Origin of the sequence: Methanospirillum lacunae (assembly GCF_003173355.1) — an archaeon.
Lineage (GTDB): Archaea > Halobacteriota > Methanomicrobia > Methanomicrobiales > Methanospirillaceae > Methanospirillum > Methanospirillum lacunae.
Genome location: NZ_QGMY01000006.1, coordinates 248041 through 273086 on the forward strand (window position 1 = coordinate 248041; position 25046 = coordinate 273086).

Below are 25046 nucleotides of genomic sequence, written 5' to 3' on the forward strand. Positions count from 1 at the left end.
TGGAAATAAAAAAATTATTGGGTTCTGCTGATATGAAGAACCTGATCAAAGAAATGGTACTGAGTCCCGTCCATAAAGGCTACATCAGCACCTATTCGCTCCATGCAATTGTTTGAGGCAATGAAATTGACTGTAGATCCAACTTTGTTTCCAAGATCCTTGGTTTCAGTTGTTCCATCCGGAGCATACCTTGTCACTTTCAGCGACTTGATGAGATTTTGACCAAAACCACCACGGAATTCAACGGTGATGGTGCTGATGTCAACATTCGCCTGAATGGCTACAGATTTGTTTCCTGGAATCTCTTCAACCGGAGCAGTCTTCAAGGATGGTGAAGCAGCGATCTCTTCGCAGGGATCAATCACTTTCTTAAAACCAACGCTACAGATACCAGATACTACAGGAAGTACTTCATTCAGGAACGGGTACTCAATTCCATCCATATATACCGCGGTCCCTGTCACCTGGTCACCACACCCAGTTCCTGTAAATTTGACTGTATCTCCAGTTTGCCATCCAAGGTTCTTTGTCTCTGTTTTTCCGTCTGGTGATGTTACAGTTATCTGTAAGGATTTTAGAAGATTCTGACCGAATCCACCACGGAATGTTGCAGTGATCGATGTTCCCATCTGATCAACCTGAACACCTATAGAGAGATTTGCAGGAGGCTGAATTGTTTCTACGGGTACTGGAAATACACCATCTGTTGCTGTTACAATCCCCATTGCCATCAATGAAAGCAACGCAAGTCCCACCAGTAGCGCTCTGGTTCCATCCATAATAGGAGTCTGTTCAACCTGAATACTATTTCAGGATTATGGTATGAATCAAAGAACGAAATTCAATGAAAAAAAGAATTACTCGAGAATAATGTTCTGGATATTATGTTCGCGGAGAGCAAGCATCTTTGTGCGGTTCAAATTTTTACCCGCTTTCCCTATTGCTAGTCCGCGATCCTCATCCCTGATCACCACGTGGGCGATCTGGTCACCATGATAATCCGAGTATTGTATCTCGGTCACCTTGGCAGGATGGAAGCAGTTCTTGAGGAACTGGGTCGGATCATCCGAGTACTCCACAACCTCACAGCGCTTGCCAAGTGTCTCGGCTGCTTTCTTAATATTGGCACCCTGTTTGCCAATGGCAAGCCCCATCTCACCGTTATTTACGATGAAGATAAACCGGTTATTCTCTTCGTCGGCGATGACGTCACGGCTTCCAGCACCAGTCAGGTGTTCAAACCGGGCAATCAGAGCCAGTTTCTCTTCGTTAAGAACTACTCCCATATCACTCGCTTACCTTGAAAGGCTCAGAATGTCAGACTCGCCTGCTTCTACAACTGCCAGGGCGCTTACCATGAATGGCTTACCACAGGCACGGCCGAGCTGGACACTTGAACCCGGGAAGGTATGAGCCTTTACATCTTCCTTACCAGAAAGAAACTCGACAAACTCCTTCGGGCAGTTTCCTGCAACCACGATGAGCTGTGCTTTTTTGCTCTCAATACACTCTTTTGTCTCATTCTGACCAAGGATCACAGTCCCGGTCTTGATAGCCCGTCTAAGGGAAGTGTTGAAATCCATATGAAATACCCTATACTTTCTGCCTTACTACTAATTTAACATCCCCGGTCCCGAGCTGAATCGGCTGGCCGACAATGACATTCTCAGTAACTCCGCAGAGAACATCTGCTTCGTGAGCTACCGCTGCATCCAGGAGGTGATTGACAGTCACTTCGAATGCTGCACGTGAGAGAACACTCTCCTTCTCTCCTGCAATTCCGTGACGTCCGATCTGCTTGACTTCGCCTTCCATGCACATCATATCTGCAACGAGCATGATATGACGGACATCGACCATGATACCCTGTTCACCAAGGGTTGCAAGGGCTTCATTGATGATGGCATTACGGGCGGCTTCAATACCAAGAACCTGGGAGATCTCGTTGATGTTGTTGGTCCTCGTCCGTGAGGTATCAACTCCGCGGACAGCAAAGACATCCTTCAGGTTTGAACCCTCGGTGTAGAGAATGTACTCACCAGACTCTTTCCTGACCACTACACGCTCGATATCATCGATTCCCTGGACGATGACGTTCCGAACATGCTCCTTAAGTTGGAAGAGGTTCTGATAACTCCCACGATCCTTGGGAAGGAAGACAATGATCCCGTTTGCCTCGTCAATCTCATGATCAAAATCACGGTAGTGGCGACGCTCACGGATCTTCTTCGGTCCTGCCTCAAGGATCTCCTTTACTGATATTTTCCTCTTGTCACAGACCTGCTTGTTCAGGTGAACAACGATCTGCATCTTTGCCATATCAGTGGTGATATCACCAAACTCCTGAAGGGGAGCTGCTTCAATCTGCCATGAGACCTGTCTGGCCTTATCACGATCTGCAGCATACCCCTCTCGGAGGTAGATAGTCATCGTTGGCGTGGAGGGCTCCTTCCTGGCATCCATGATCTCTATGAGACGGGGAAGACCCAGGGTAACGTTGATCTCGGCTACTCCTGCGTAGTGGAAGGTACGCATGGTCATCTGGGTACCTGGCTCACCAATGGACTGTGCAGCCACAATCCCCACAGCTTCACATGGCTCAATTCGGGTATGTTTATACTCCTTGATTACCTGGGCCATGATAGCAGAGAACTGCTCATTAGAAATAATCCGGTTTGGAGCTTCAACACCCTCAGTCTCACGCTTGATGAGGATCTTTGCAAGAGCGGTGTTGGTTCGGTGCGGAAGATTGGGCTCCAGGATACTGAAAAATCGGTTATTGATTCTGGTGAGAGACTCTGGGTGTTCTAGAAGATCTTCAATCCGTGGAAGGTGATCACGGAGCAGTTCCCTGAACTTATCCTGCTGAAACCGGTCAAGCGCCTCAAACTGGGAGAGATCAACCCATTCAGGGATCTTCATCTCTTCAACAGGCTCTTCACGACGAACCGGGATATCACCTTTGCCGAGATCTGCAGGTAACGGATATGCCTGGACCAGCCAGTTCTCGAAATTACCCTGCTTCAACTGCTCAGTAAGGAAGACATTATACTGTTTCTGGGTGAGCCTGAAGTTCGGGTTCTCATCTTTCTTGAACTCTTTTATCTGTTCTTTCAGGAGTTTCTCAATCCGCTCAGGTATTTCAGGAATCTTCTCTACAGTCAGAATATGATCTGCGAAGAATTCCCTGATCTCTATAGCCTTCTTGTCCTGATTGGTGAGTTTGGTCTTACGGATCGGGGTGATTATGACTTCGCCTTCAACGACTGGAAGTATTTCATCAAGAACCTCACTCTCCGGTTCATGATCCTGCAGAGTCAGCTGGTAAAAGCGGTCATTGAGCCACTCATAGAACTTTTCTGCATGGATGAGATCCTCCATTCTGGCGATAAAAGCCTGGTCATCAAGAAGGGAATCCTCAACACCTTCTTCCTCCTTCATCACCCATTCGACCATCTCCATGAGGATTTCTCTGATATGGTCAGGGACATCCTCTGGAAACTTCCGTTTTACCCGGTGCTCCTCAAAATATTTCAGCACCGCCTTGGCAGCCTCGGATGAGATGTCGGGAAGTTCTCCCATCATTAGATCTCCTCCTTGAGGATGTTACCAACGATACCCTCGACATCTACAGGCTCACCAAATGAACTTTTCATCGGGTCGGTTGAATCTTCACCATACTCGATCTGGATGATACGACCTCCGGTTGTCCGGACTGACCCGTCGTATGCAACCTTGAGATCCTGCAATGCGTTGATCATACGTCGCTGGAGATAACCAGACTGTGAAGTACGGACTGCAGTATCCACAAGACCTTCACGACCTCCGATTGCATGGAAGAAGAATTCAGTCGGGTTAAGTCCGGACTTGTAACTGTTCATAACAAACCCGTGACCCATTGCTCCGCGTTCATTCTTCTTGAAATGGGGAAGGGTACGATCCTCATACCCTCGCATAATTCGCTCACCACGAACTGCCTGCTGTCCGACGCAACCTGCCATCTGAGTCAGGTTGAGCATCGAACCACGGGCCCCAGAAACAGCCATGACCACTGCTGAGTTTGAGAGACCAAGGTGACGACCTGCAATCTCACCAGTGTTATCACGAGCCTTTCCAAGCACCTGCATGATCTGCATTTCAAGGGTTTCTTCAGGAGTCCGGCCTGGCATTGGCTCAAGCTGACCCTCTTCGAAGATCTTGATCCTTCGATCCACATCTTCAGAAGCCTGGGCCAGTACCTCACGAATCTGACCATAATCACTCTTGGACAGGTCTTCATCATCAATGCCGAATGTAAACCCATCATGCATGATTGCACGGATTGAGAGCCTGGTTACATCATCAATGAACTGGGCTGCCCGGGCATATCCGTACTGCCTGATGATCCGGTGAAGGATTGCACCATCGAATGCACCGACGGCACGCTTATCGATAACACCAGATACAAGGTCACCGTCGCGGATCTGAACATATGCGTCACGGTCACACTCTACTTTCAGGCATTGTTCGCAGTTCTTACAGGAAGATGCCTGGAAGACCATGTTCATATCGCTCGGGAGAATCCTGGAGAAGACCTGCTTATTACTCCAGTAGTTAACTCCATTCTCTACCTTGCCAGGTTTTCCTAGGCGATCAACATTGTTATTTTTGAGAAGATCGATCGCCTCACTCTTGGTAAACCACCTGAGCTCATGAGTGAGCAGGAAAATCCCAGAGATGTGGTCATGGATTCCACCGATGATCGGACCACCGAAACGTGGAGAGAGAATATTTTCCTGCACACTTGCAAGCATTGCTGCTTCTGCCCGGGCCTCTTCGGTCTGCGGGATGTGCAGGTTCATCTCATCACCATCAAAATCTGCGTTATATGGTGGACAGACTGCAGGGTTGAGTCTGAATGTCTTCCCATCCATCAGTTTTACCCAGTGGGCCATGATGGACATCCGGTGAAGGGACGGCTGACGGTTGAAGAGCACAATGTCGCCATCACGAAGGTGACGCTCAACAATCCACCCGGGTTCAATCTGTTCAGAAACAAACTCAAGGTTCCCGTCTTCTGTTCCAGTCCCTTTCACAAGCCGGATACGCCGCTTGTCAGGCCTGATAACATAGTTGGCTCCGCACGGACTCTTCACCCAGGGTCTTTCAGGACCGATTTTGACGATCTGGCGAAGCTCATCTATGTTGTATATAGTAGCCTGAACAGGGATGGTCATCTCGTTGGCAATCTTTAGTGGAATACCTACTTCGTTGACCGAAAGGTTCGGACTTGGGGAAATGACAGTACGTGATGAAAAGTTGACACGCTTTCCAGACAAACTTCCACGAAAACGACCATCTTTTCCTTTGAGACGCTGGGAGAGGGTTTTGAGTGGCCGTCCTGACCGGTGACGTGCAGGCGGACATCCTGCAACTTCATTGTCCATGTACGTGGTGACATGGTATTGAAGCAGTTCCCACAGATCCTCAATGATCAGTTGTGGTGCTCCGGCATCCTGATTCTCTTTGAAACGCTGGTTGATACGGATGATATCCACAAGTTTGTGAGTCAGATCATCCTCTGACCGCTGACCATTTTCCAGAATAATGGACGGCCGCATTGTAACCGGTGGAACAGGAAGCACGGTGAGGATGGTCCATTCCGGCCGTGCCACCGAAGGCTCAATTCCGAGGTGAATCAGATCCTCGTCCGGGATTTTTTCAAGTCGGGCCCTGATATCTGCAGGTGTCAGTTTGTTCTCAACTTTTTTGCCACGATCATCGGTTGTGACTTCGGCGAACGTAGTTGGTTTTTCAAAGTTAATTTTAAGCTGCTGCTCTCCACAGTGGGGGCAGATACGCTCCTTTTTAACATCTTTCTCAGAGAGAGAGTCACCACTGCTCTCATCCTCTGGTCCCATGATCTTCTCAATCTCTTCAGGTGAGAGAAGGAGGCGACCACATTCACGGCAGGTAACCCTGAGCAGTTTCCTGATCAGACGAGTGTACCCTACGTGTATGACCGGTTTAGCGAGTTCGATGTGACCAAAGTGGCCAGGACATTCACCAGCCTTCTGACTGCAGGTCTTACATCGAAGACCAGGGTCGATGACACCAAGGTGAAGATCCATAAGACCCTGTGGATACGGAAACCCATCATCATCATAGGTGTCTGCCCATATGATCTTACGGACACTCATCTGGCGGATCTCTTTCGGGGAGAGGAGACCGAACTCAATCCTTCCAATTCGTTTTGGGCTTGGCATTTCACTCCTCCTTATACGACATCCTCAAGATTGAGACGGGGCGCAATCATCATACTCTTCATCTCATCGAGGAGGAGTTTGAATGCGTAACTCATCTCAACAGGATAAATGTCTGTCTCATTGCCACAATTGAGGCAACGGGTGATGTTCATCTTCCGGTCGAGCATTGCCACCATACCACAGTTGGCACAGACAAACTCGGTGACCTTATCAGACTCTTCAAGCAGACGCTCTTTCAGAGCCATTGCTGCTCCGTGTCCGATCATCACATCACGTTCCATCTCACCAAAACGAAGACCTCCTTCACGGGCACGACCTTCAGTTGGCTGACGTGTCAGCACCTGAACCGGACCACGTGAACGTGCATGCATCTTCGAGGAAACCATGTGGTAGAGTTTCTGATAGTAGATGACACCGATGTAGATGTCTGCCTGGAACCTCCGTCCGGTGATTCCATCCCACATGGCCTGGCGGCCGGTGTGCGAAAATCCAAATGCCTTGAGAGAAGAACGGAGGTCTTCTTCACGGGCACCTGAAAAGGCTGTTCCGTTGACACGGTGACCCTCAAGTGACCCGACCTTTCCACCAAGCATCTCAAGCATATGCCCGATGGTCATACGCGATGGAATAGCATGCGGATTGATAACCAGATCAGGTTGCATACCAAGTTCGGTGAATGGCATGTCAACTGCAGGTGTGATGAGTCCGACGACTCCCTTCTGTCCGTGCCGTGATGCAAACTTGTCACCGACTTCAGGGATACGAAGGTCACGGGTTCTGACCTTGACAAGTTTGGAGTTGTTTTCTCCTTCAGTCAGGATAACAGTGTCAACGATACCATGCTCATTGCTTCGCATGGTAACAGAAGTATCACGCCGTTTCTCAACCGTTATCAGTTCAGAACTTGGTTCTTCAAGGAAACGTGGTGGAGAGGTCTTGCCGATAATAACATCCTTCTCATTGACAACAGTTTCAGGGTTGATGATACCATCGTCGTCCAGGTTAGCATAATAGTCGGCACCGTGGGCACCGACGACGTCCTCATCAGGTACCTGAATACGGTCAATCTGACCTCCCGGATACCGGCGTTCCTCACCTTCATAGGTTCTTAAAAAGTGGGATCTGCCAAGACCACGGTCAATTGAGGCCTTATTGAAGATGAGTGCATCTTCAATGTTGTACCCTTCGTACGAAAGGATAGCAACCACAAAGTTCTGACCTGCAGCCCGGTCATCTGATCCGATTCCTTCAGATGTCTGGGTATAAACGAGAGGTTTCTGAACATAGTGAAGCAGGTGACCACGGGTATCAGGTCGGAGTTTCATATTGGCATTGGCAAACCCGAGCGCCTGCTTGACCATTCCTGCTCCCATCGTTACACGCGGGGATGCATTGTGTTCAGGGAACGGAACATGAGCTGCCCCTATACCGAGAATGAGAGATGGATCGATCTCAAGATGAGTATGATTCGGCGTGATATCATCAGGAGTCATTGCAATGAAGAGATCCTCTTCCTCTTCTGCATCGACAAATTCGATAACACCGCTTGTGATCAGGTCCAGAAATGCGATCTCCTTGTTTTTCAGTTTCTGGAGATCATCCTCGGTGATCAGTGGTTTTCCATCCTGAAGAACAATCAACGGTCTGCGGGCACGCCCACGATCAGTATGAATGATAATGTCGCCGTTGAACTCCTTGTGCGAACAGTTCACCTCGGTTGAGATGACTCCCTGCCTGCGCATGGTCCTGATCTTCTGTACCAGACCCTTGGGATCATCAACAAGGCCGATCAGTGCTCCGTCTACGAACACACGTGATTTTGTCTCTATCACTGAATTTCACCCCTGATCTGTTCGACACCAAGGCCGTAGAGCATCCTGATGATCTCTTCATCATCATACACTCCTTTGCTGATCTCGACCATCTGGGCAAAGTTTTTCACCAGACCACAGTTCGGACCTTCAGGAGTTTCACTCGGACAGATTCGACCCCATTGTGTCGGGTGCAGATCACGAGCCTCGAAGTGAGGCTGGGAACGTGAGAGCGGAGAAATGACACGCCGGAGGTGAGAGAGGACACTCATGTGATCAATCCGGTCAAGGAGCTGAGATACACCAGTCCTTCCTCCAACCCAGTTACCAGTTGCAAGCGGATGAAGCAGGCGTTCAGTCAGCACATCAGCACGAACAGCGGTTGCAATTGAGAGATCACGGTGCCTCATGCTGGCACGCTCAAGCTGATATTTAATATCACGGGTAAGCCTGTTCAATGAGATACGGAAGAGATCCTCCATCAGGTCACCAGCGAGTTTGAGCCGCTTGTTTGCGTAGTGATCTTTATCATCAATACGTCTGCGGTCAAGAACAAGATCGAAGCAGGCTTCAGCCATACGTCCAAGGAAATGGGCTTTTGCAAGTCTGACGGAACGGACGATCTTCATCTGTTCCTCATCTTCCTCATGCACAAACCGCGGCATCATGTAATTGAGATGTGGAAGCAGGTAGTTGTCAAGTACGAACTCAGCCCGTTTCTTCTGGTAATCACGAGTCTGGTTTGGTGCAAGTTTCTTACCAACGTACATTACTCCACATTCAACCGAATCACATTCACTCTCTTCAAGATTCTGCATCATGAAGGTGAGAATCTCTTCATCGGTTGAGACAGCTTTGACAACCTCTGCATCGCTGGTCATCCCGAGTGCCCGCATCAGATCTACAAACCGGAGGTGCCCAGCTACTGATGGGAACGTGACCTCAAGCAGGTTCTTGCGGTTACGCTCGACGACTACAAGTGCACGATAACCCCTGAACTGGGAGAACACCTTAGCTACATAAATTCGTTCGTTGTATCTCTCGGTGTACTCGGTCATGATCTTGTTTGAGGCAAGATCCTCAAGCGTCATCAGCACACGCTCAGTTCCGTTGACTATGAAATAGCCACCGGGATCAAGTGGATCCTCCCCATGAGAAACACGCTCCTCCTCAGTCAGACCAGACAGGTTGCATGCAACTGAACCAACCATGATCGGGAGCTGCCCAATGGTTGCAGTCACCGGTTCCTGCCGGACACCACCCTGGATAAGGGTGAGATCTAGCTGAATCGGTGCCGCATATGTAATATTGCGAAGCCGTGCCTCTCCAGGGAATAGTTCAGACTGCGATCCGTCTGCTTCCCGTACAAGAGGACGTAATATTTTCAGATCTCCAAGCTCAACCGATACTGGTTCGTTCCCTTTACCCCGTGACTCAATGTCTGTTTCAATGATCCGCTGTTCTTCAACAACCTTATGCAGATTATGAGTCAGAAAATAATTGAACGAATCCAGTTGATGCCGGGCTACATGGTCCCGGGCAAAATATGCCTGTGAAAGGATGCTCCTATCAATCAAAAGATCAGCCCCAGGCTCACTTCTTGGGTCTCTTTACTACCTGACGGTAGGACTCTGCACGACCAGCAGTCATGCTCTTTCTGACGATCTTGATGACATCATTGATCCGGGCCCCTATGGCAAGCACTGCCGGATCATCATGATAAATCTTGGGCAGGTGTTCCTGCCCGATATTATACTTGGAAAAGAGCGCTTTGACATCTTCATCGCTCATGATACTGTGCTCTGGTACCATCTCATGCTTAAGTACATTCAGCTCGGCGTTCAACGCCATACCCCCTCGATTGCTACAGCAATTCGATTAAAAAATCTGTGCACGAAAAAACCACAACTGCAAGTGGAACGGGCTCGAGGGGATTTGAACCCCCGACCACCTGGTTAAAAGCCAGGCGCTCTGCCAAACTGAGCTACGAACCCCCTTTCTCATCTCTCTTGTAGCATCATAAAGAGGCTGCAATAAGGGATAAAGGTTTGCCTATCTCCTCATGTTTCAGAACTGATCACCTTCATCAGACTGATCTGAAACCGGGATAAACCCACCAAACAACAAGATGCTGGGTGGCGCGTGAATAACTTATATGCTGGAGCAGATAAACAGTTCTACTGGAATCACTGTTCATACACAAATATAGCTGAAGGGATCCCTTGATCCTGAAGTCAATAGGTACTCAGAGATTCCGTTTTTTCAGGAGCGATACTGAGTGGTACCAATATGGCTAATACAGGCTGGGCATCATGGATGAACTCAGCCGATGGATAGAAGAGAATAAAAAACTCTGTCAACCGAAAAAGGAGCATGCAATAAGGGCTGTCAGACATCTTTCACGGATTGAAAGACAGAATCTCTTCTCGGAAGAGATCTCATACATGAGGTCAGCGGAAGGCCGATGGTTTGAGATGATATCGTATGAACTCTTTCTTGATCTAGCAACTAAGACAAATGCTATCAAGGCCGTAGTTTTGAAAGGAGCAGATGTTAGAGGGAAAAAAGAGATCCCAGCACTTGGACAGGATGGATTTTTCTATTCACGAAACGGAGATATTACACTTCGGGGAAACGGACAAGATCTTGCAGAATTCGACCTCTTGCTAATCAAATCTGATAATTCACTGGTTTTTGTGGAGGTAGTGACATCACCATCAGATCTCAAGGATTTTATGCAGGAGATCTATTACAAAAAACAGATGATTCGCTACCTTTTCAATCAGAAGGCAGTCACCTTTATCCTGATAACTTCTTTCCCTCTTACAAACTACAAAGGTGGCAGAAAAGTTCTCGGTTCAGAGGAGCATCTCTCAATCTGTACTCAGGCATGTGAAACATTCAGATCCCACATCTCCGGAACCTGGAATAAAAATACAATGAAACCGGTTCTTCCAGCCGGAAAAACAGTCAGGGCCACAAGTCTTGAGCTTGCTAACCCCCTGTCATACAAAACCTTCCACGACCTGGAGCGCGAGTGGGTCTTTACCCATCTGCCAGAAGGAGATGAGATGCCCGCATTTCCATCACCCTACAAGACAGCAACCCTCGTAAAAAAGATCCTCTTTGGCCGGCTCTATCCATCTACGATCAAACGACTCTGTGAACATTACCGGTTCACATACAAAGATAAGATCCTCTCTGCGGAGGATATTATGGAGCAGTTTTCCAAGATGATCCTGGCTGCTGACCTACCTGATTATACTCCTCTCATTTACTTCAGGTTGAGGCAGAAAAAAGAGTACTACAAGATGGTATTTGATGGACAAGGGTGCTTTAAATTTGAACGAAAAACCCCTCCAAAGGTTGGTTTCTTTGTCTGGCTTGAGTCACTGGAGCCAGAACTCGGTGCAGGGATTTCAATAAAAGTGATAGATGCACTCGCAAAGTTCTGTTTCACGACGGGACAGACAATTCCGCTCCAACTTTAAACTCAATATCCTTCCAACATGGAAAAATTAATTCTAGAATGAGTGCAAATTTCCCTTTTTCATAATTAATAAAAGGGGAGTTTACACACACTGCAGGTCCTTCACATGAAATTTTGAGATAATTTCCATTTTTTACGTTACAGACGGAACAGTTCTGGCAGGCGAAGCCGGAGCACTTGCTCCAAAGAATCCAGATTGATATCCAAATGCCTTCTGGAGATTTCTTATGCCTCCGGTTACTTCTGTTGAATCTTTCCACGTGTTAGTGACTGAGGTCTTATTCCATGTTGCAGTGGCGTATGGATCATCAGCACTAGTTGATCCAGCACCATCACGGTAATAATTACCATCTCCTCCATCACGTGCTTCCATAATGCTTCCCGCGAAGGTAGTTTTCACAGTTCCCTCTGCAAACCCACTTCCAGAGTTTGCATCTGGAGTTACAGCCAATTGATAATTCAACTCCGCGGGTGTATCAGCACTGCTCGCAACCGCACGAATCTGCCCTTTAGTTGAAACCTGGGCACTGTTAACATTCACCAATGCGCTTTTTGCAGATACAATGTTACAGAAAGCTGGAAGTACTCGACCTTGATTCGTGGAAAAAACACACCTGATCTGATCTTCCGCTGATACATAATTACCAGCAACTGAAAGGGTGTATTCTTCTTCACCAACCATATGAGCCCCCTCTGTACTTGCATATGTCAGAACTTTTTGCGATTCCACATTATAAAGGCCAGTTGACTGATCTTTAGAAGAGAAATCAAAATTTTTGTTTTCAGCAAGTTTACCGCCATTGGTCAGAATTGCATCTTTATAGGTTACATCTGAAATAACTTGTGACGAGCCAAGGATACCTGTAGGTATTGCACCAGGTGATGCAATGACCCATGACATTGTAGATTTATCGTCAATCGCACCAGTTACATCAATAACTGTATCAATGCTAAATATCTGATTTTCAGGGGTTTGATTAGGGAGACGATCAGCTGTCACCAACCCTATCATAGCGAAAATCAGAACTGCAGTAAATCCGAAATAAACAATTTTACCCATTTTTCCTCCTAGGGTAATCAACAATAAACAGTAATCTTATATATATATGAGACCGGTGCCTACATCCTGAATTAGGCGACAATGGACGAAGAAAATAACAAAAAAATATTCATAAAAATGAATATCTTTTTCGTGAATTACGACTTGTAACTTGATATTTTGAATCTATTGGAGAAGTATATCCCATGCTTCATCCCGATATGCTTCCATCACATACGGAATACCTGAAACTTCTGCAGCTTCAGGAGTGAGAGCCATGAGATCCCTTCGGGACACTGACTTAAACGAGAAGTTGCGGCTTCCGGCCATAATCTGTGACATCCCGGTCTTGAACTTCTGTGAATATGTGTAGATGCCAAGGGCTCCAAGGGGTATCTGGTCTATTTTGGATCCAAATTTCTCTTTGAGTTCTTCATAGGCAACAAAGATCTCCGGGACCGTTGAACCATATTTAGAGATGCTTTTTGGAAGTTCACCAGTTTTGAGCCATTTCTCAATGTTCTTGCCAACCATTCCCGGAATCATGAGTCCACGACCCATACAAACGGCTTTGAAATACGGTGCACCCATGGCAAGAGCCTTGAATGCATTTGCTTCATCAGCAAATCCACCAGCGATCGCAAGGTCAGGTACCCGCATTCCCTTCTTCTGGAGATCACTTGCCATCTGGTACGCAAGAGACTGAATGTAGAAGGTTGGAATACCCCACTCATTCATCATCGGCCACGGGCTCATACCCGTGCCACCAGGAGCTCCGTCAATTGTGAGAAGGTCTATCTTTGCTTCCGAACTCCACCTTATAGCCATCGCGAGTTCTTTCATTGAGTATGCCCCTGTCTTCAGGGTCACTCGCTTGAATCCGATATTGCGGAGTCGATCCACTTCCTCAAGGAAACCTTCTTTGGAGACAAAGCCAAGCCTTGAGTGACGTTCAAATTCTTTGATTGCTCCGGCCTTGAATGATGCCTGGATATCCGAACGTGTCGGGTCAGGAAGAACAATATATCCACGCTTTTTAAGTTCCTGGGCACGTGCAAGATCTTTTACCTTAATTTCGCCTCCAATGCATTTTGCACCCTGACCCCACTTGAGTTCGATCGTCTCAAGATTATGTTTTGATGCAACATATTCTGCGGTCCCAAGCCTGGTATCTTCGACATTCAGTTGTACGAGAATTTCTCCATACCCCTGATGGAACTTCTTGTATGTATTGATCCGTCGATCCATTTCAGGAGAGGAAGCCACTTTTTTATCAGAACCAAGTGTTAACTGGGGATCAACTCCACAGACATTCTCTCCACAGACCAGGGTTATCCCTGATATGGCTGCACCAATAGCAAAGTGCTCCCAGTTGATTCGTGCAATATCAGTGGAACCCAGTGCACCGGTGAAGATCGGAACTTTCATCTTTATTTTGATGTCCCATCCGTACTCAACCTCGGTGTTGACATCATCGAAAACCGCCGTATCTGGATTTGCATTTACACCATCAGGCAGTCCATTAGCCCCGACAGCGTAGCCTTGAATATTCAGATGTGAGTAATCGATCGGGTAGTCCTTGTCTGCCCCTGCGGTGACCTCACCAAAAGGCCCGGGATACAGAACTTCACGGCCGCGGAACGATGATAACCAGATATCACATGCACCTTTACATCCGTCAACACACCGGGAACACATCCCCGACATGGGCACAACATCTTTCGAACGTGTTGCCGTGCCTACGGCTTCATTGGAATTAGGACGTTTCAAATTCATGAGGCATCTCCCCTGCACATAATTGAATGTGCGGGATCTCAAAACCCGGTCTTTTTTAGGGAGCCGGATAAGAGAAATAGATCTCATTGAGGTATAATCTCTTTCCTTCTTTCGTTCTTAAAAAAAATGGATAATTTTAAGGTGATTAGATAGAAGGAAGTTGTTGATAAACATTCCTTGATTTGTAAATCATCCCCTCATCAATAAATATGAACAGAACATAACAGCACTCATGGCACCGTTACGAAAAACTACACCAAAGGGAGCAATGAACCCAAAACTCGAAAAAGCAATTAATGAACAGATTAATGCAGAGTTCTATTCAGCATACTTATATCTCTCAATGTCATCATGGTTTGACTCTACCGGTCTGAAAGGGTTTGCCAGTTGGGAACGTATTCAGGCAATGGAAGAGCGCGATCATGCCCTGAAATTCTTTGATTACTTATGCTCTCGGGGCGGGCGTATAGTAATGCAGGCTGTTGAGGCACCCCCATCATCATGGAAAAATCCACAGGATGCATTTGAGGCACAGCTTGATCATGAACTGAAGGTTACCGGAATGATCAACAACCTGGTGGACCTGGCTATGGCTGAAAAGGATCATGCAACAGTAAATTTCCTGCAGTGGTTTGTCAGTGAACAGGTGGAAGAAGAGGAGAATGCACGGACAACCCTTGAACAGTTAAAGATGATAAGCCAGGAGAAAGGTGTCGGACTACTGTATATGCTGGATAAAGAGATGGCCACCCGGGTGTATACTCCTCCTGTACCAGCAACAAACTAATTCTTTTTTTACACAATTCGATTTTACTCATCCACCCGGCATCTGGACTATTATACCTATCACAATTCCCAGATTACACTTTTTTTCAATTAACCTCTCTAACCGAAGTGAGGATATCAGGAAAGATACAACTACTTTGTATGGCACGTGTTCTCAGTGAAAAAGATATTCAGCTCCTCAAGATCATGGCACCAGAATTCAGCGGGGAGACTTGCAAGGGATCAGGTGTACCATATAAATCCCTATTACCACCGATTGCAAACCATTACTCCAAGGATCCAGACGATTTTGAAGATCGTATAAAACGTCTTTCAGGTGATGATTTTCAATACCTGATCGATCTCATGCTCACCGGGGAAGAGGGGCTGCATTGTCTCTCACCAGAATTCTTTTTCCGCCTCGAAAAGTTAGTAAAAGCAAGCGCCGGACAGGATATAGCCCGCAAGATCGGGGCACAGTATGCAATGGAATGCTGATATCCAACAAGGGCTATCGGCGATAAGGCCTAATATTCTGGGATCAGATCTCTTGGTATGTCATTGAGATCCCGGATTATCATCATTCTCCTTGTTGTAGCAGCCCTGATCTGCAGTGCTGATGCATATATAATCACCATTGATGCACCGGATCAGGTCAATCTTGGCAGCCCCCTGACAGTTACCGGGGAAACATCATTCCCTGAGAATACTTATTTTGATATCGTTCTTTTTTACTCAAAGTACACTGCAGGGGAGGTTGCAAGACAGAAAGTAATAGTGGATCAGAGCAGATTATTCAGATCGGATTTTGAGACACGAGATCTTCAGAAGGGACAATACAAGGTTGAAATTCATAATATTGTATCAGATGGGAAAGAGTTCGTTGAGAGTTCACTTGGCTCGTCATCAGTCACCCGCAGGGTTGTGATGATAGTAGATCGCTCAGATGAACTTACTTTGGAGTCTTCACAGACACAGGATATCGGATCTGCCCTGGTTGTAACAGGAAAGATAAAAGATTTGAATAACGGTGTGATCACCCTTCGGGCATTTGGCCCTGATAATTTCACATTTGGTCCCCAGCAGTTGATCACCAGTTCTGGATATGCAGACAAGGACGGCCATTTCTCAACCAAAATACCAGTCACCCAAGCAGGAGAATATCAGGTAAGTCTTTCAGACAAAGGGGGATTCATCGGTGAACTCTCTTTCAATGTCACCGGTGGAGAGAACAGCACACCAACAGTCAAAGAAACCCAGACTCCAACAATTACACAGACACCAGTATCTAATGAGACGCAAAAAGACCCAACCCAGACTCCGCTCCCAACACCTACCAGGTCACCACTCCCCGGTTTCATCGGAGTCTGCAGCGTTATTATTGCATTTGTCTTGCACCAGAGAGAATAATCTCCGATTTTTTAGCGAGTCCGTTACGCCATTTAAAATCAGATAGAGATTAGAAAAAGAGAATTAGTGAGTTTATATTCACCCATTCAGGGTGGTAATAATCATATCGCGACCTGAAGTAAGAGCCTGATCGATCTTTGTCACGTCCGGTCCGCCACCCTGTGCAAGGTTTGGCTTCCCACCGCCTTTTCCTCCAAGGATAGTGCATACTGCAGCTATCAGATCTCCAGCCTTTATTGTGTCTACTCCGCTTGAAACCACTGCCCGTGCGGTTTCACCACCAGCAATCAGGAGTGCAACTCCCCCTAATGCAGAGATACTTGTAGCAATTTTAACCAGTTCGACAGATGGAAGATCAATACGTTTAATCAGAACATTCTTTCCATTGATCTCTTCAGAAGTCAGGTTTTTCAGTTCGAGTTCACTGACTTTAGCAGAAAGCCGTTCAATCTCCTTACGCTGATCCTTCCACTCACCAAAAAACCGCTGTGCAGTTGCGGGAAGTGCTTCATTCTGGACTGAAAATGCCTCTGCTGCACCGGTAAGTAGATCTTCCATCTGGTGAAGATACTGCACGGCAGCAAGGCCTGCAGTGAACTCAAGCCTCTCAATTCCATCCTGGATATGCTCGACCCTGATGATCTTGATAAGACCAATATCACCAGTATGGGCGCAATGTGTTCCCGCACATGCCTCAATATCGCCTGCAACCTTAACAACCCTGATCCTGGAACCTGGCGGAACTCCTCCCTGATAAAGGCGGAATCCATACTTCTGCTCTGCATCAGTTCGATCTTCCCAGCCAATTGAGGTCGGAGTGTTTGCCATAACCAGCCGGTTTGCAGCAGCCTCGATCTTCTTGAGTTCTGCAGGCGTGATATGTTTGTAATGTCGAAGATCCATTCGTGAACTGGTCTCACCTTTCTGGGCACCGGCTTGATGAATATGTGCACCAAGCACTTCCTGAGCAGCATGCAGAAGAATATGGGTTGCAGTATGGTGCCTCATCAGGGAAAGACGCCTCTCCTCATCGATGATTCCACGGATTGTATCGCCTTTCTGAAGATTCCCCCCGGAGATCTTATGAAGAATTGAATTACCGAGTTTGATCGTGTCCTCAACACGGATTGTAAGTCCGTCTGGTGCCAGAATAAGACCGGTATCTCCTGGCTGGCCACCACCTTCTGGATAGTAAAGAGTGGTATCCAGAACTACGTACCTGTTATCAAGAACATCAAGGACTTTTGCTTCAAACTCCATCGAGCCCTGCTTCTCGTAGTACAGTTTATTGGTTTCTGGCAAATGGGCAAGCCGGTCAAGGTAATCAAAGAGGGGATTTCGTTCTGGCTCGCGTTCTGACTCGGAATGTTTGTCTGCAATCTGCGAGTAAAAATCATCAGGCAAATCAACTACAGCACCCTGCTCTGCAGCAAGATCGCGGACCATCTCCGGAGGAATACCATGAGAATCATAGAGGGTGACCATCTCACTGAGCGGAATCTTCTCACACTTCTTTTTGTAACTCTGTGCAAGACGCTCAACAGTACGGGTTCCCCTCTCCATAGTAGTTCGGTACTTCTCAATCTCACGCTCGATGATCTCACTAACCACTTCAGGATCCTGTTCGAATCTTTCAGTCCCGATGATCTTCATCTGCTTGCTAACCATCTCACCCAGGAAACTATCCTCAATATTGAGGTCTTTCATCATCCTGAGTGTTCGCCGGATCACAAGACGTGCAAGATACCCATCCTTTACATTTGAGGGTACGATGCAGTCCCCAAGCATGTATGAGAGGCAGCGGGTGTGATCTACGATGGCATACACACTCTCCACCGGGGCGATCATCTTCTCAAGTTTCTCAACAGGGATATTGATCTGATCAGCAACCTTCTGTCGAAGTTCAAAGATTCGCTGACCTGAGATATCCATGAGACCTGCGAATTTTGCGTTCTCTCCAAGTATATGAATAAAGTCAGGATCGTTGAGTCGGTGACCAAGACCAGCCTCCTGCATCACATGGCTGACCATTTCCGGAAAGACGGCATCATAGATCGTTGGAGAACCTTTCGAGGCCCAGACCAGACGTTCAAGACCATACCCGGTATCCACAATTCTAAGATTCATCGGGTAGTACGGATTCCCTTCAAGCATGACCGGAGGTTTATCGGTCTTCTGCTTTCCAAGACTCATGAAGACCAGGGTAGCCACTTCAAGCCCACCGATAAGAACCTCAACACTCGGTCCCGCATTTCCTCCACCGATCCATGGGTGTTCCTTGTAGGTGACCCGGTTCATGTCAGCCCCGATGCTTGCTAGGAACTGGTCACAGAGTTCAACTGTCCGATCCTTCCAGTATACTTCCTTCCCGTTTGAGTTGAAGGCATGATGTGCCATCATCTCAAAGCAGGTCAGATGCCTGCCGGATCTTCCTACTGAGTCGAGATCATTGAGACGGATACAGGGTTGAGAAATTGTCAGCGGGTTTGCAGGTGGCGGAACAACTCCGCTTGTTACAAATGGTTGAAAATCGGCGATTGATGCAATGGTAAGGTAAATATCATCACGCCACCGGGCTGCCACAGGATAGCGGGATATCCGGGTATGGCCCTCCTTCTCATAGAATGAGAGATATGCTTCCCGCATCTGATCCACAGTGTGAGCTTTGAAAAGAGGGTTTCCAATGAACTGATATGGTTCGCAGGGGGCATCCCCACAGACTGTTCGCTCGGGGTCTCTCGTCCAGAACGCTTTCCCGCACGAGGTACAGACCTTCCGTACCATATCCTGGGTACGGAAGTATTCGAGCTGATATTCTTCTTCCATCATGAAGATTCCCGCAGTGCCTTAGCTATTCTCCTGCCTTCTATAAGGCTGTACCACCCGAACAACCAGTAAGGTCTTCATGGTACCAAAGATCGATTAGTTCAAACCTGCCGGTTATCCGGGCAACCTTCACAGCAAGAATATGAGCGCAACGTCCTCCACGATGAAGAAAGTCGTCGCAGGAACAGAAATCATCCTCAACCACATACTCACCGGTATCACCAACCACTACAAAAAAATCCCGATATCTTTTGACCCTGTTCTGGTCAACAATATCAAGGGCTTTCTTTCCCCGGCTCTTGTAATATGCACCAATTCTCTTTCTCATCCAGTCGTTAAGCGGGGAACCTGATGCGAGATCCGAGAGGGGATCACTCATGGATATGTACTCAATACTGGCGGATCATCGATGTAGGTCCAGCCTTTTTTTCCTGCTAGGATCCTCATTGCAGGGGCTTCGAGGGCATAGTGAGTAGCTTCAAGGAGTGGTAAAGGAGATGATCTCGCCACTGAATGCTTAAGTTCTGCAGAAAGAAAGGCTTGTGCACCGACATCAGAAGCTTCTTTAATCAGCACCGGATCAAAACCTGATCCCCCGACAACCGCAAGCCGCCTTATCTCACTTACCTTCCCCCATATCCGAAGTGAAGTACCTAAATGATCAGCGATCATTGATGGTGTCAGATAACAGTCTCCAACAACTCCGAGTGAGAGGGGCCTTACAGAACCGAGTCCAAGCAGACCGGCCAGACAATGGTTCACACCGGCCACCGCAAGGTCATAATTCGTGTGCATGACATACACATTGATTTCATGGCTGAGGAGATCTCGAAGGAGCGATGCATCTGAACCCTTTATACTTGTGAGAGGATACCAGAAAGGGGTATGATGGGCAACAATCATATCTGCCCCCAACTCAATCACCTGCCTGACCACCGACGCGGTGACATCAAGGCAGGTACAAACCCGGGTAATTTCCTGCTTTCCTTCTACTATCAGTCCGATTTTACCCTGATCAAACGGTTCTGCCAGATCAGGTGGAGCACAGCCTTCCAGATCAAGGACAATATCATCCCGGTATATCATCGCCTTACATCACCTTACACTTTTTAATAGAGAGAAAAAATAAGATTGGTGGCAGAAAGAGTATTTCAGACCTGTTCATTAGAGGATCAGCCCCTAATAGAAAGAAGAGGATAATCACGATTAATTGAAGACAGTTTATTCATCTTTTCATCAATGAGCTCTTGAATATCTTTCAATTTGCGGGCGAAAACCATTTCTTCTGATTCTGTTCCATTCGGGATACATCGTGGGTTTACAATCTCCTTCAATCCAATCAATGCCCGGACTTGTCGTGATAATAGAATCCATTCAGCACAAACATCAGATGGAACACCTTTTGATCCGGCACCTGCTGCATCAGCAAGCACGATATCATACCATTCAAAGAATTTGTTGATATATTCGCATAGATCATCATCAACGAATGGTTTTTTTATGAATCCACTTATCTGTTCACCAAAACGGAGGATCTCATCAGCGAACACGGATTTTGCTGACGACATGAAAACAGGGATTTCCTGCCCCTGGGGAAGGGTCTTGATCAGATCAAGTGTATCCCAGCCATCAAGAGGATCCATCATGATATCCAGAAGTACGAGATCATAGTGTTCAGATTTGAGGCGTTGTATCCCGTCACCTGCACTTTCCACTGATATGCAGGTGTGTCCACATGCAGTCAAAGCAGAACACTGTGCTTCTCTGAACACAGATTCATCGTCGATTATCAGTATATTCTTCTGTTTCCGGATCATGACGTAACCCCTGCCCGTATTGTTTATCATGTGTATGAACGAGGGAAAAATACTTTCATCTTTTCAATTAGTGAGGGATTTAGAGATAATATAAGCAAACTCTGCTTCTCCATGTGATATTTCCCCCTTGCAGATGAAGACCGCTGTACGGATGAGATATGCGAGATATTCATCATCCGATTCAGGTTCAGAAGAATCAAGAATTTTTTGTGTCAGATCAAGTGCTTCATCATCAGATCCGGTCTGAAGAAGTACCATAGCATGACTGATGTAGGCAGAACATTTCCCAGGCTTCAACCTGCGACCTTTACATCCTTGTACAAACCATGAGGGATGATATGTCCGTCTCCACTCAATAATATTCAGGAGCTGACCGGCCTGTTCAAATATCATCTCTTCTGCAGATGCATTCCTGAAAATCTCTCGAAGTAAGGTAACTGCTTTGTCTAAATCCCCGTCATTATATGAGACTTCCCTGACTGCAGCCTTAAATATCTGTTCAAGGGGAGGAGGATATCTGCAGCATAGTTGGGGAGCTATTCTGTCTGCCAGGAGATACCAGAGTACTGGAAGAAATTCCTGTTCAATTGATAATGTACTTGGAACTTCGGCCTTCTTTCCGGTTTCCTGATCTACAAAAGGGGATGATAGATCAGACTTGTGACTCTTTTCTTGCTGCATGTTCAGCAACTACCCCGGCCATAATTGTCATTACAGGAATAACAAGATACCGAAGTCCTATCTGGAATGTATATGATATAAAATCAAGTCCACTCAAGGGGATTAGGATTACTATATCGAGGCCCCAGTTAATTAAAAGCCAAGCCACACCAGTGACATATCCCGCGGTCTGATACTCCATAGTCATGACACTGAAGAGATGAATTATCAGGGCTGCACCGGTTAGGGCTCCGGCAACAATCATAATACTCTTAAACAACTGTTGATCAATTTGAAGTCCCCCTCCAGAATAGAACGGAATTGAAAGTAAAAATGGGATGAGCCATGTCAAAAAACCATACAAGAGAATCCGTACATTATCACGCATAGATATCTCCAGTTGATGCAGCCAACCTGTCTGAACAGATCTTCATTTTTACACAATTTCTCCTGAAATCAATATTTTCACCCCATGCAGAATTATTCATTAAGAATATATAACTGATCTTACTGTAAAATAATTAGTAATATGGATAAAACCATCGATGAGATCAACCGGCGGATAAGGGAGGGATCGGCCAGGGTGGTCACTGCCGATGAAATGCCCGCAATTGTCAGTGAACTTGGTGAAGAAGGAGCCCTTAAAGAGGTGGATGTCGTAACCACCGGGACATTTGGAGCGATGTGCTCTTCTGGTGCATTCCTCAATTTTGGTCATGCAGAGCCTCCTATCAAGATGGAACGTATCTGGCTCAATGATGTTGATGCATACGGTGGTCTTGCAGCAGTTGATACCTATATTGGAGCTACAAATAAATCGGTGACCAGGGCAGAGAGTTACGGCGGAGCTCATGTCATCGAGGATTTCATTGCCGGAAAAGCGATCGAACTCAGGGCACAATCATCGGGATCAGACTGCTATCCCCGCCGCAATATTACTACAGAAATACGGCTTGAAGACCTCAACCAGGCGATCATGGTAAACCCACGAAATGCATATCAGCGTTACGATGGGGCCACTAATACTTCAGATGATACCCTTTACACCTATATGGGGACCCTCCTGCCCCATTCAGGAAACGTCACGTTCTCAGGAGCAGGAACCCTGAATCCCCTCTGTAATGATCCTGCTCTCAGGCTCATCGGAAGCGGAGTTCCTATCCTCCTTGGAGGTGCACCTGGGATGGTAGTTGGTGAAGGTACACAGCATTCCTCTGCAGGTAACTTTGGAACACTGATGACTACTGCAGATATGAATGATATGTCCACCGATTTCCTCAGGGCTGCATATATGTACAGATATGGCCCGACCCTGTACATGGGAGTTGGGGTTCCTCTTCCTGTCCTTGATATTGAGGTGGTTAGAAGAACCGCGATCAGGGATGAAGATATTCCTGTGAGTATCAAGGATTATGGTGTTCCCTCAAGAAGTCGTCCATTAATAACCCAGGTAAGTTATGCCGATCTTAAAACCGGGAGGATCGAACTCAATGGCGAAGAGGTCAGGACATCTTCACTCTCCAGTTACCGAAAAGCACTCCAAGTTGCAAGGACCCTGAAACAGTGGATAGAAGAGGGACAGATGACATTATGCCTGCCAACAAGGCGTCTTGATCCCTCAAAACAGGTTAAACCAATGCGTGAGACCCGGAAGGTGGCACTTGTTCAGGAGATCATGCAGCGTAAGGTAGTAACTATCAAAGAAGATGAAGAGATACCTGAAGCAGCTAAAAAACTTCTCAAAGGCGAAACAAATCATCTTCCGGTCCTCAACGAACAGGGAAGACTGGTGGGAGTTGTAACAACCTTCGATGTTGCAAAGGCTGTAGCCCATCCGGAGCGCAAAGTCAGGGTAAAGGATGTCATGACCAGAAACGTGATCACCACCCGGTGTGATGAACCGGTTGATATTGCAGCACAGAAACTGGATCATCACCGGATCAGTGCTCTTCCGGTAGTTGATGCGCAAAACCAGTGTATTGCTATTCTTCATGCGAGTGATCTTGGAAAACTCTTCAAACCAGGAGGGCAGGGAGCATGAAACTGCTGGTAAAACTTTCACACAGGAGCAGGCCAATAATCGCAGAGGTGGTCAAGGATACCGGAGTCCTGATCAATGTTGACCGGGCACGATCTGATGCACACGAAGGAGAAGAGGCTCTGGTTGATGTGCCCGATGAATTCTGCCGGCTCATTAGTGAAAAGATGCGAGGCCTGGGAGCAGAGGTGAGTATCCTTGAAGAAGGAATACGGCATGATCGTGATGAATGCGTTGATTGTGGATCATGCATTAGTGTCTGTCCAAAGGAAGTATTCTCATTTAATAGTGAATGGGAACTTCAGGTCGAGACAAAACGTTGTATACTCTGTGGTAGGTGTGTGATTGCATGCCCACACCAGGCACTTTCAAATAATGAAATCTGATGTCAACCAGGTATCATTTTGAGTTAAGCGAGACTATTGCCACTATAGTTGCTGATCAGAATGAAGATATCAGAATTGCATGTCTGGGACTTTCTAAAGCCAGGCATGAAATTGAGAAATACATCCTCATTGATCCCTTTTTTAAAACCAGCTTTGAACCCATCCCGGTAGTCTCATCATCTCATATTATTAACCGGATGGCAAATGCTGCAGAAAAGGCTGGAGTTGGTCCCATGGCAGCTGTTGCAGGAGCGATTGCAACCTTTGCCCTTCAGGATGTAATTAATCAGGGAAGTAAATTCTGTCTGATTGATAATGGTGGAGATATTGCACTCATTGCTGACCGGGAGATAACTATCGGCCTTTTTGCAGGAGAATCACCCCTTTCTGGAAAATATGCTTTTCTTTTAGAACCTACATCTGGGATATACGGAATTTGTACGTCATCAGCAACTGTGGGACCCTCGATATCACTCGGAATTGCAGACAGTGTAACTGTCTTCAGTCCTGATCCAATACTTGCAGATGCGGTGGCAACCGCTGTGTGCAACGAACTCACACCAGATGAACATTCATGTCTGGAGAAATTGCCTGAAGGAATAGACGGAATTTTTGCAGTCTTCGGCGACAAAAGTGTGATATGGGGAAAAATTCCAAGAATAATTTCTGCAACAGTAAATGAGAACTTGATCACTGCCGGGAGAATTATCACCCCCTAACAAATAATTTGAGACAAAGAATCATCCATAAAAGTTGGAGAATAATTTCAACCAGAACCTGATT

Annotated in this window: 23 protein-coding genes and 1 tRNA gene; 7 read left to right on the forward strand and 17 right to left on the reverse strand. The window is 46.7% G+C overall.

Annotated elements, in window-relative coordinates; translation table 11 throughout:
* Positions 1-14: 14 nt before the first annotated feature.
* From DK846_RS07055 to DK846_RS07095, 9 genes are all read right to left on the reverse strand, one after another.
* On the reverse strand, positions 15-779 hold the full coding sequence (locus DK846_RS07055) for a hypothetical protein (RefSeq protein ID WP_109968219.1): 765 nt from the start codon (positions 777-779) through the stop codon (positions 15-17).
* A gap of 78 nt (positions 780-857) precedes the next feature.
* Positions 858-1286: a NusA-like transcription termination signal-binding factor gene (locus DK846_RS07060; RefSeq protein WP_109968220.1), complete on the reverse strand. Its 429-nt coding sequence runs from the start codon at positions 1284-1286 to the stop codon at positions 858-860.
* Positions 1287-1295: 9 nt separating this feature from the next.
* Positions 1296-1583, reverse strand: a complete 288-nt coding sequence (locus DK846_RS07065; RefSeq protein ID WP_109968221.1) for a 50S ribosomal protein L30e — start codon at positions 1581-1583, stop codon at positions 1296-1298.
* 10 nt (positions 1584-1593) lie between these two features.
* A complete protein-coding gene (rpoA2, locus tag DK846_RS18325; protein ID WP_394339594.1) occupies positions 1594-3585 on the reverse strand; it encodes a DNA-directed RNA polymerase subunit A'' in 1992 nt (663 codons plus the stop codon).
* Complete coding sequence (locus DK846_RS07075; protein WP_109968222.1) at positions 3585-6245, reverse strand: DNA-directed RNA polymerase subunit A'; 2661 nt, start codon at positions 6243-6245, stop codon at positions 3585-3587. The genes rpoA2 and DK846_RS07075 overlap by 1 nt, the downstream gene beginning before the upstream one ends.
* A gap of 11 nt (positions 6246-6256) precedes the next feature.
* Positions 6257-8077, reverse strand: coding sequence for a DNA-directed RNA polymerase subunit B (gene rpoB, locus DK846_RS07080; protein ID WP_109968223.1), 1821 nt, complete (start codon positions 8075-8077; stop codon positions 6257-6259).
* Entirely contained in the window at positions 8074-9633 is a 1560-nt protein-coding gene (locus tag DK846_RS07085) for a DNA-directed RNA polymerase subunit B'' (RefSeq protein ID WP_181391664.1), read from the reverse strand. The genes rpoB and DK846_RS07085 overlap by 4 nt, the downstream gene beginning before the upstream one ends.
* A 16-nt stretch (positions 9634-9649) precedes the next feature.
* Positions 9650-9901, reverse strand: coding sequence for a DNA-directed RNA polymerase subunit H (locus tag DK846_RS07090; protein WP_109968403.1), 252 nt, complete (start codon positions 9899-9901; stop codon positions 9650-9652).
* A gap of 75 nt (positions 9902-9976) precedes the next feature.
* Positions 9977-10050 (reverse strand) — tRNA-Lys (locus DK846_RS07095).
* Between the two features lie 318 nt (positions 10051-10368).
* On the opposite strand from DK846_RS07095, the gene DK846_RS07100 reads away from it, so the two are divergent.
* Positions 10369-11547, forward strand: coding sequence for a hypothetical protein (locus tag DK846_RS07100; protein WP_109968224.1), 1179 nt, complete (start codon positions 10369-10371; stop codon positions 11545-11547).
* Positions 11548-11679: 132 nt separating this feature from the next.
* On the opposite strand, the gene DK846_RS07105 is transcribed toward DK846_RS07100, so the two are convergent.
* Complete coding sequence (locus DK846_RS07105; RefSeq protein WP_109968225.1) at positions 11680-12606, reverse strand: hypothetical protein; 927 nt, start codon at positions 12604-12606, stop codon at positions 11680-11682.
* Between the two features lie 165 nt (positions 12607-12771).
* Positions 12772-14361, reverse strand: a complete 1590-nt coding sequence (locus DK846_RS07110; RefSeq protein WP_109968404.1) for an FMN-binding glutamate synthase family protein — start codon at positions 14359-14361, stop codon at positions 12772-12774.
* Positions 14362-14593: 232 nt separating this feature from the next.
* Between DK846_RS07110 and DK846_RS07115 the strand changes: the two genes are divergently transcribed.
* From DK846_RS07115 to DK846_RS07125, 3 genes are all read left to right on the forward strand, one after another.
* Complete coding sequence (locus DK846_RS07115; protein ID WP_219970665.1) at positions 14594-15148, forward strand: ferritin; 555 nt, start codon at positions 14594-14596, stop codon at positions 15146-15148.
* 140 nt (positions 15149-15288) lie between these two features.
* Positions 15289-15624 carry a hypothetical protein gene (locus tag DK846_RS07120; protein WP_109968226.1) on the forward strand — a complete coding sequence of 112 codons (336 nt, stop codon included), beginning with the start codon at positions 15289-15291 and terminating at the stop codon, positions 15622-15624.
* Between the two features lie 57 nt (positions 15625-15681).
* Positions 15682-16536 carry a hypothetical protein gene (locus DK846_RS07125; RefSeq protein ID WP_109968227.1) on the forward strand — a complete coding sequence of 285 codons (855 nt, stop codon included), beginning with the start codon at positions 15682-15684 and terminating at the stop codon, positions 16534-16536.
* Between the two features lie 78 nt (positions 16537-16614).
* On the opposite strand, the gene alaS is transcribed toward DK846_RS07125, so the two are convergent.
* The 6 genes from alaS to DK846_RS07155 all read right to left on the reverse strand — a co-directional run bounded on the left by alaS (position 16615) and on the right by DK846_RS07155 (position 22227).
* Positions 16615-19365 carry an alanine--tRNA ligase gene (alaS, locus tag DK846_RS07130; protein ID WP_109968228.1) on the reverse strand — a complete coding sequence of 917 codons (2751 nt, stop codon included), beginning with the start codon at positions 19363-19365 and terminating at the stop codon, positions 16615-16617.
* 37 nt (positions 19366-19402) lie between these two features.
* Entirely contained in the window at positions 19403-19741 is a 339-nt protein-coding gene (locus DK846_RS07135) for an SWIM zinc finger family protein (protein WP_109968229.1), read from the reverse strand.
* Entirely contained in the window at positions 19738-20448 is a 711-nt protein-coding gene (locus DK846_RS07140; RefSeq protein ID WP_109968230.1) for a Nif3-like dinuclear metal center hexameric protein, read from the reverse strand. Before DK846_RS07140 ends, DK846_RS07135 begins: the two co-directional genes overlap by 4 nt.
* 86 nt (positions 20449-20534) lie before the next feature.
* Positions 20535-21179 carry a response regulator gene (locus tag DK846_RS07145; RefSeq protein ID WP_181391665.1) on the reverse strand — a complete coding sequence of 215 codons (645 nt, stop codon included), beginning with the start codon at positions 21177-21179 and terminating at the stop codon, positions 20535-20537.
* 63 nt (positions 21180-21242) lie between these two features.
* A complete protein-coding gene (locus DK846_RS07150) occupies positions 21243-21860 on the reverse strand; it encodes a hypothetical protein (protein WP_109968232.1) in 618 nt (205 codons plus the stop codon).
* Positions 21832-22227, reverse strand: a complete 396-nt coding sequence (locus DK846_RS07155) for a hypothetical protein (protein WP_109968233.1) — start codon at positions 22225-22227, stop codon at positions 21832-21834. Before DK846_RS07155 ends, DK846_RS07150 begins: the two co-directional genes overlap by 29 nt.
* 141 nt (positions 22228-22368) lie before the next feature.
* On the opposite strand from DK846_RS07155, the gene DK846_RS07160 reads away from it, so the two are divergent.
* The 3 genes from DK846_RS07160 to DK846_RS07170 are packed head-to-tail and all read left to right on the forward strand — an operon-like array spanning position 22369 to position 24982.
* Complete coding sequence (locus DK846_RS07160; protein WP_109968234.1) at positions 22369-23880, forward strand: homocysteine biosynthesis protein; 1512 nt, start codon at positions 22369-22371, stop codon at positions 23878-23880.
* A complete protein-coding gene (locus DK846_RS07165) occupies positions 23877-24263 on the forward strand; it encodes a 4Fe-4S binding protein (RefSeq protein WP_109968235.1) in 387 nt (128 codons plus the stop codon). The genes DK846_RS07160 and DK846_RS07165 overlap by 4 nt, the downstream gene beginning before the upstream one ends.
* Positions 24263-24982: a UPF0280 family protein gene (locus DK846_RS07170; RefSeq protein WP_109968236.1), complete on the forward strand. Its 720-nt coding sequence runs from the start codon at positions 24263-24265 to the stop codon at positions 24980-24982. The genes DK846_RS07165 and DK846_RS07170 overlap by 1 nt, the downstream gene beginning before the upstream one ends.
* The last annotated feature ends 64 nt before the right edge of the window (positions 24983-25046 follow it).

Coding starts and splice junctions, on each gene's coding strand:
- DK846_RS07065 (WP_109968221.1), bottom strand. CDS start 1,583: ATGGATTTCAACACTTCCCTTAGACGGGCTATCAAGACCGGGACTGTG.
- DK846_RS07055 (WP_109968219.1), bottom strand. CDS start 779: ATGGATGGAACCAGAGCGCTACTGGTGGGACTTGCGTTGCTTTCATTG.
- DK846_RS07145 (WP_181391665.1), bottom strand. CDS start 21,179: ATGATCCGGAAACAGAAGAATATACTGATAATCGACGATGAATCTGTG.
- DK846_RS07135 (WP_109968229.1), bottom strand. CDS start 19,741: ATGAGTGATCCCCTCTCGGATCTCGCATCAGGTTCCCCGCTTAACGAC.
- DK846_RS07170 (WP_109968236.1), top strand. CDS start 24,263: ATGTCAACCAGGTATCATTTTGAGTTAAGCGAGACTATTGCCACTATA.
- DK846_RS07105 (WP_109968225.1), bottom strand. CDS start 12,606: ATGGGTAAAATTGTTTATTTCGGATTTACTGCAGTTCTGATTTTCGCT.
- DK846_RS07100 (WP_109968224.1), top strand. CDS start 10,369: ATGGATGAACTCAGCCGATGGATAGAAGAGAATAAAAAACTCTGTCAA.
- DK846_RS07120 (WP_109968226.1), top strand. CDS start 15,289: ATGGCACGTGTTCTCAGTGAAAAAGATATTCAGCTCCTCAAGATCATG.
- DK846_RS07060 (WP_109968220.1), bottom strand. CDS start 1,286: ATGGGAGTAGTTCTTAACGAAGAGAAACTGGCTCTGATTGCCCGGTTT.
- DK846_RS07160 (WP_109968234.1), top strand. CDS start 22,369: ATGGATAAAACCATCGATGAGATCAACCGGCGGATAAGGGAGGGATCG.
- DK846_RS07110 (WP_109968404.1), bottom strand. CDS start 14,361: ATGAATTTGAAACGTCCTAATTCCAATGAAGCCGTAGGCACGGCAACA.
- DK846_RS07165 (WP_109968235.1), top strand. CDS start 23,877: ATGAAACTGCTGGTAAAACTTTCACACAGGAGCAGGCCAATAATCGCA.
- DK846_RS07150 (WP_109968232.1), bottom strand. CDS start 21,860: ATGCAGCAAGAAAAGAGTCACAAGTCTGATCTATCATCCCCTTTTGTA.
- DK846_RS07075 (WP_109968222.1), bottom strand. CDS start 6,245: ATGCCAAGCCCAAAACGAATTGGAAGGATTGAGTTCGGTCTCCTCTCC.
- DK846_RS07125 (WP_109968227.1), top strand. CDS start 15,682: ATGTCATTGAGATCCCGGATTATCATCATTCTCCTTGTTGTAGCAGCC.
- DK846_RS07140 (WP_109968230.1), bottom strand. CDS start 20,448: ATGATATACCGGGATGATATTGTCCTTGATCTGGAAGGCTGTGCTCCA.
- DK846_RS07115 (WP_219970665.1), top strand. CDS start 14,594: ATGGCACCGTTACGAAAAACTACACCAAAGGGAGCAATGAACCCAAAA.
- rpoA2 (WP_394339594.1), bottom strand. CDS start 3,585: ATGATGGGAGAACTTCCCGACATCTCATCCGAGGCTGCCAAGGCGGTG.
- DK846_RS07155 (WP_109968233.1), bottom strand. CDS start 22,227: ATGCGTGATAATGTACGGATTCTCTTGTATGGTTTTTTGACATGGCTC.
- alaS (WP_109968228.1), bottom strand. CDS start 19,365: ATGATGGAAGAAGAATATCAGCTCGAATACTTCCGTACCCAGGATATG.